The organism is Archangium sp., assembly GCF_036389735.1.
In the GTDB taxonomy this organism is placed as follows: Bacteria; Myxococcota; Myxococcia; order Myxococcales; family Myxococcaceae; genus Archangium.
The window spans coordinates 1-5,503 of sequence record NZ_DASVWK010000635.1 but is presented as its reverse complement, the minus strand read 5'-3'; the positions used below and the strand labels follow the sequence as shown (position 1 = coordinate 5,503).

General features: G+C 70.6%; 6 protein-coding genes. 4 read left to right on the top strand and 2 right to left on the bottom strand.

All coding sequences use genetic code 11. The features are described 5' to 3' along the window. The 4 genes from VF794_RS22230 to VF794_RS22215 all read left to right on the top strand — a co-directional run. Positions 1-873: hypothetical protein (locus tag VF794_RS22230; protein ID WP_331113570.1), on the top strand; the 873-nt coding region annotated here is incomplete at its 5' end. Positions 874-966: 93 nt separating this feature from the next. Beyond that, a complete protein-coding gene (locus tag VF794_RS22225) occupies positions 967-2,085 on the top strand; it encodes a sugar ABC transporter substrate-binding protein (protein WP_331113568.1) in 1,119 nt (372 codons plus the stop codon). A 17-nt stretch (positions 2,086-2,102) separates the two neighbouring features. Next, entirely contained in the window at positions 2,103-2,891 is a 789-nt protein-coding gene (locus VF794_RS22220) for an ATP-binding cassette domain-containing protein (protein WP_331113566.1), read from the top strand. Continuing rightward, positions 2,888-4,117 carry a sugar ABC transporter permease gene (locus tag VF794_RS22215; RefSeq protein ID WP_331113563.1) on the top strand — a complete coding sequence of 410 codons (1,230 nt, stop codon included), beginning with the start codon at positions 2,888-2,890 and terminating at the stop codon, positions 4,115-4,117. Before VF794_RS22220 ends, VF794_RS22215 begins: the two co-directional genes overlap by 4 nt. Before the next feature lie 19 nt (positions 4,118-4,136). On the opposite strand, the gene VF794_RS22210 is transcribed toward VF794_RS22215, so the two are convergent. Together VF794_RS22210 and VF794_RS22205 are read right to left on the bottom strand one after the other, a co-directional pair. After that, positions 4,137-4,868, bottom strand: coding sequence for a hypothetical protein (locus VF794_RS22210; RefSeq protein ID WP_331113561.1), 732 nt, complete (start codon positions 4,866-4,868; stop codon positions 4,137-4,139). Then, positions 4,865-5,386, bottom strand: coding sequence for a hypothetical protein (locus VF794_RS22205; protein ID WP_331113559.1), 522 nt, complete (start codon positions 5,384-5,386; stop codon positions 4,865-4,867). The genes VF794_RS22210 and VF794_RS22205 overlap by 4 nt, the downstream gene beginning before the upstream one ends. Between the last annotated feature and the right edge of the window lie 117 nt (positions 5,387-5,503).

Genomic DNA, 5,503 nt, shown 5'->3' with positions numbered 1-5,503 from the left:
ATGCAGGGCTGGCGCTTCTGCGCGCCCCTGGTTCCCGTCCTCGCCACCGCCGTGGCCTCGGGCATGGGCGTGGCGCGGGCGCTCCCCTCCATCGCGCCGCGTGTCGCCGCGCTCGCAGGGGCGGTGCTCCTCGTGCTCCTCCATACGGTGACCCAGGTCGAGCTGAGCCCGCGCATCAAGGCGGACCCGGTGTTGCCCTATGGTTTCATCGCGCAATGGATGCACAGGTACCAGGCGCTCCTGGCCCCCCTGGGTTTCGAGCGCCCGCTCATCGGGTTTCCGGACGTCGGCGGCCTGGGCGTGGACTGGCGCAACGCGGAGGTTCTCGATGTCGCGGGGCTGGCGAGCTCCGCCATCGCGAGGCACTGGACCCACCCCGCGGCGCGCGAGGATTTCCTCCTGAGTGAAGGTCTGCCCGTGCTCCTCGCCGGGCATGGGCCCTCGGGGTACCTGAGTGAGCACCCCAGGCTGCTCAAGCACTACCAACCGAGCCTGGGAACGGCGTTGCTGCTCCAGGGACTCTCTCCGACGGACGATCCCCGCTGTCCTGGAGGCAAGCGCGCTGTCGTGGGGATGGCGCCCGCCGAGCTGGAGCGGGAACTGGCGCGACTCGTGGAGCAACGGGAGCCGGAGGAGGCATTGCGCCTGTGGCGCTGTGCCCTCTCGTACCGTTCGAGCCAGCACCTCCCCAGCCTCTCCTGGCGTGAGCAGCAGGCCCATGCGGCGGAAGCCCGGATGAAGGCCAGCGAGGCCGCGGGGCAGTTGAAGGAGGCCGTTCGCTTTGGCTCGCTGGCGACGCTGCTGCTCGATGGCGACCCGCGCCTCCGCCACCTCACCGAGACGCTTCGGGAACGTTGGCTCGCCGACCCCTGACACCCACCGTCCAGCCCTCGCGCAATCGCGGCGCGGTGGGCCTCACATATGGTCACCCGCGTCCCAAGAACCGAAAGGAAGGTCCGAGTGGAGATGCGTTCCTCGAACAGCCGCTTCAGCGGTCGTGTGCCGGCGCTCGCGCTGGTGGTGCTCCTGGCCGCCGCCTGCAACCGTGACAAGAAGCCCGAGGGAGCCGGCGCCACCGCGGCGGCGGACAAGGGAGAGAAGAAGATCGCCCTGCTTCTGCCCGAGTCCAAGACGGCCCGGTACGAGTCCCACGACCGGCCCCTCTTCGAGCGCAAGGTGAAGGCGCTGTGCCCCGAGTGCCAGCTCATCTACGGCAACGCGGACCAGAACGCCGCCAAGCAGCAGGACCAGGCCGAGGCCGCGCTCACCAACGGCGCCGCCGTGCTCGTGTTGGATCCCGTCGACTCGGCCTCCGCCTCCGCCATCGTGGCGCGCGCAAAGCAGTCGAAGGTGCCGGTCATCAGCTACGACCGGCTCATCGTCAACGCGGACGTGGACTACTACATCTCGTTCGACAACGAGAAGGTCGGCCAGCTCCAGGCCCAGGCCCTGGTGGACAAGCTCAAGGCGGACGGCAAGACGAGCGGCACGCTGGTGATGATCAACGGCTCACCCACCGACAACAACGCCAGGCTCTTCAAGGCCGGAGCGCACTCGGTCATCGACGGCAGCGGCTTCACCGTGGGCGCCGAGTACGACACCCCGGACTGGAGCCCGGACCGGGCCCAGCAGCAGATGGAGCAGGCCGTCACCCGGCTCGGCAAGGCGGATATCGTCGGCGTCTACGCGGCCAATGATGGCACCGCGGGCGGCGCCATCGCGGCGATGAAGGCGGCTGGCGTCAGCCCCCTGCCTCCCGTGACGGGTCAGGACGCCGAGCTGGCCGGCATCCAGCGCGTCGTGGCCGGGGAGCAGTACATGACGGTCTACAAGGCCATCAAGCCCGAGGCGGAGACCGCGGCCGAACTCGCCGTCACGCTGCTGCGCGGACAGCAGCCCGAGGCCGGCACGCTCAACGGCAGGGTGAACAACGGCAAGAAGGACGTGCCCTCCATCCTGCTCGCGCCCGTGGCGGTGACGCGGGAGAACGTGAAGAGCACCGTCGTCGCGGACGGGTTCTGGACGGCCGAGCAGATCTGCGTGGGGGCCTACAAGCAGGGCTGCCAGGCGGCGCGGGTCCAGTAGGCCAGGAGAGGCCCACCATGCCGTCGACCGCGCTACTGGAGCTCAAGGGCATCTCCAAACGGTTCGGGGCCGTCCAGGCCCTCAGCCAGGTGGACTTCGAGGTCTACCCGGGCGAGGTCGTGGCCCTGGTGGGAGACAACGGCGCGGGGAAGTCGACCCTCGTCAAGACCCTCTCCGGCATCCTTCCCATCGACGAGGGACAGGCCTTCTTCGAGGGCAGGCCGGTGAAGCTGGAGGGGCCGCAGAGCGCCTCGGCGCTCGGCATCGCGACCGTGTACCAGGACCTCGCGCTCTGCGACAACCTGGACGTGGTGGGTAACCTGTACCTCGGGCGCGAGGTGCGCGCCGGGGGCCTCGGGAGCCTGCTGGGCTGGTTGGACGAGACGGCCATGGAGCGCCACGCGGCGGAGTTGCTCCAGAAGCTCGCGGTGAGCATCCCCAGCGTGCGCACGCAGGTGGCGTCGCTGTCCGGCGGGCAGCGGCAGTCCATCGCCGTGGCCCGGTCGATGATGGGCTCGCCCAAGGTGGTGCTGCTGGACGAGCCCACCGCGGCCCTCGGCGTCGCGCAGACGCGGCAGGTGTTGGACCTCATCCGACGGCTCCGGGAGCAGGGGCTCGGGGTGGTGGTCATCAGCCACAACCTCGTGGACGTGTTCTCGGTGGCCGATCGCATCATCGTGCTGCGGCTCGGCCGGCGGGTGGCCACGTTCGACGTGAAGAGCGTGAAAGAGGTGGAGGTCGTCTCGGCCATCACCGGAGTGCACACGGCCGAGGTGGCCCAGACCTTGTCGAAGGGGGAGTCATGAGCGTGCCCGGTGGAGTCGCGAGGGATCCACGGCTCATCGCCGACGAGCCCGGACTCAAGGGCGCCTGGGCGGGCTACCGCCGCCGGCTGGCCCAGGGCGAGCTGGGCAGTCTGCCCGTCATGGTGGGACTGGCCGTCATCTGGCTCATCTTCTATCTGGCCAACGAGCGGTTCCTCTCCCCCGTCAACCTCACCAACTTGATGATGCAGATCTCCGCCATGGGCACCATCTCGGTGGGCCTGGTGCTGGTGCTGCTGCTGGGGGAGATCGACCTGTCGGCCGGAGCGGTGAGCGGGCTGGCGGCGGCGGTGATGGCCATTCTCAGCGTCAAGCACGGGTGGTCGGCGGTGCCCTCGCTGCTGGCGGGACTGGCCACGGGCGCGGCGGTGGGGTTCTTCCACGGCAACTGGATTACCCGGCTGCGGGTGCCCTCCTTCGTGGTCACCCTGGCCGGGTTGCTCGGGTGGCAGGGCGCGCTGCTGTACGTGCTGGGCGAGACGGGGACGGTCAACCTCAACGATGACGTGCTCATCGCGCTGGCGGGGACGTTCTTCGAGCCGGGCCTCGCCTGGACGGTGACGGTCCTGGCCATCGTCGTGCAGGGGGCGGTGGTGTTGGTGGGGCGGAGGCGGCGCGCGGCGGCGGGGCTGCCGCTGGAGCCCTGGCGTGGCACGCTCACGGGGCTGGTGGCGCCCTCGGCGGTGCTGGTGGCGGCGATGACGGTGTTCACGCTCGACCGCGGGCTGCCGCTGGCGGTGGTCATCTTCGTGGGCCTGGCGCTGGTGCTGGAGCTGGTGTTCCGGCACACCCGCTTCGGGCGTCACCTCTTCGCGGTGGGCGGCAACGCCGAGGCCGCGCGGCGGGCGGGCATCTCGGTGCCGGGCATCCGGGTGGCCGTCTTCACGCTGGCCTCGACGCTGGCGGCGGCCGGAGGGATTCTCGCGGGCTCGCGCCTGATGGCCGTCAACCAGTCCTCGGGCAGTGGGGATGTGCTGCTCAACGCCATCGCGGCGGCGGTCATCGGCGGCACCAGCCTCTTCGGTGGACGAGGCTCCGCGTGGTCGGCCCTGCTCGGCGCGCTGGTGATTGGCTCCATCTCCAACGGCATGGACCTGCTGGCGCTCTCGTCCTCGGTGAAGTTCATGGTGACGGGCGGAGTGCTGCTGGTGGCCGCCTCCATCGACGCGCTCTCGCGCCGGGGAAGGCAGGCCGCGGGCCGGGCGTGAGCGGCTCGGCCGCCCGCGCTCAGCGCCAGTACATGTCGAAGGTCAGCATCACCGGGCCGATCGACTCCACGAAGAGGAAGCCGGGCCGGTGCCGGTAGCCGAGGCCGAAGCGCACGTGACCCGTCTTGCCGAAGAGCTGATCGCGCGAGAGCATCACGCCCCAGGAGGAAATGTCGTCCAGGGCGAGGGTGCCCTCCAGGACGCGATTGCCCAGGAGGCTCTGGGCGCGCAGGTGCTGGAGGTTGAGCAGGGGCGCCCTCAAGGTGAGGAGGAAGGCCCCGCGCGAGTCGTGGCGCACCAGCGTGGTCTCGGCGTGCAACAGGTTGCTGTTGAGCGACGTCTCCTCGGCATCGAGGACGAGCCGCCGGTAGCCCGCCCCCAGGTTGAGCTGGAGGGTGTCCGAGAGGGGCACCGTGCCACGGACGACGACGGGGAAGGCGAACAGGTGGAGGCCGGCGAGGCTTCCGGCGGCCAGCCAGTACGCCCCGCCCTCCACCGAGACGCGCAGCTCCGGCCGGTTGAGCACCTGGGCCTTGGCGGAGAGGTTGAGGAGCGTGAGCAGCAGGGGCGAGAGGTGGCTGGAGGCCTGCACGCGCGGGAGGAGGCCTCGCGAGTACTGGCCCCAGATGACGTTCACCTGGGACTCGCCGGGCTCGAGCACGTCCGCGCTCACGTCCAGCAGGGCAGTGCGTGGGGTGGCGGCGAGCGCTGGCGAGCACAGCAGCAACAGGACGAGTGCGGAGGTCTTCATGGGGACCCTCCAAAGGAGTAGAGCGCGCCCAGGCCCACGGAGACATCCATGCGGCGGGCGGCCCACACCACATCGACGCCGGTGCGCAGGGTGAGGGACGCGAGGTGGATGTCCACGGCGGCGCCTCCAGAGACGCCCAGGCGGCTATAGGTGGCGGAGGCCCGCGTGCCCGTGCCGCCCAGCGAGGTGTGCACCACGGTGAGGGCGGGGCCGGCGGCGAGCACGAAGTCCGTGGTGCGCACGGGCAGGTGGAACTCCGGGCGCAGGCTGGTGCGGTGGTACAGCGTGGTGGCGCTGGCTACGTTGCCCTCGGACGCCCAGGCGAAGCGGTAATCGGCGGACAGGGCGAAATAGCGGCCCAGGTCGAGCGAGAGGCGCGGGCCCATGCTGAGGAGTCCCGTGCGTTGGCCACCGGCCTCCTGCCGCAACAGCAGGGCCACGTCCCCGCCCGCGCGCACGGGCGAGGCGCCGGCAGTTCCGGCCAGTAGCAACAGGGAGAGGAGAAGGGAGCGTTTCACCTGGTGGCCTCGCAGGAGGTGAGGAAGCCGGACAGCGGCGCCAGCCGGGCACGGAGGACGGTGCACGCGGCGGCGCGCTCCTGGGCGTTCAGGTGGGTCACCAGCGCGTTGGGGAAG

What these genes read in the sequence shown, in the direction of transcription:
- VF794_RS22225 (WP_331113568.1), top strand. Translation starts at nt 967, where the DNA reads ATGCGTTCCTCGAACAGCCGCTTCAGCGGTCGTGTGCCGGCGCTCGCG.
- VF794_RS22220 (WP_331113566.1), top strand. Translation starts at nt 2,103, where the DNA reads ATGCCGTCGACCGCGCTACTGGAGCTCAAGGGCATCTCCAAACGGTTC.
- VF794_RS22215 (WP_331113563.1), top strand. Translation starts at nt 2,888, where the DNA reads ATGAGCGTGCCCGGTGGAGTCGCGAGGGATCCACGGCTCATCGCCGAC.
- VF794_RS22210 (WP_331113561.1), bottom strand. Translation starts at nt 4,868, where the DNA reads ATGAAGACCTCCGCACTCGTCCTGTTGCTGCTGTGCTCGCCAGCGCTC.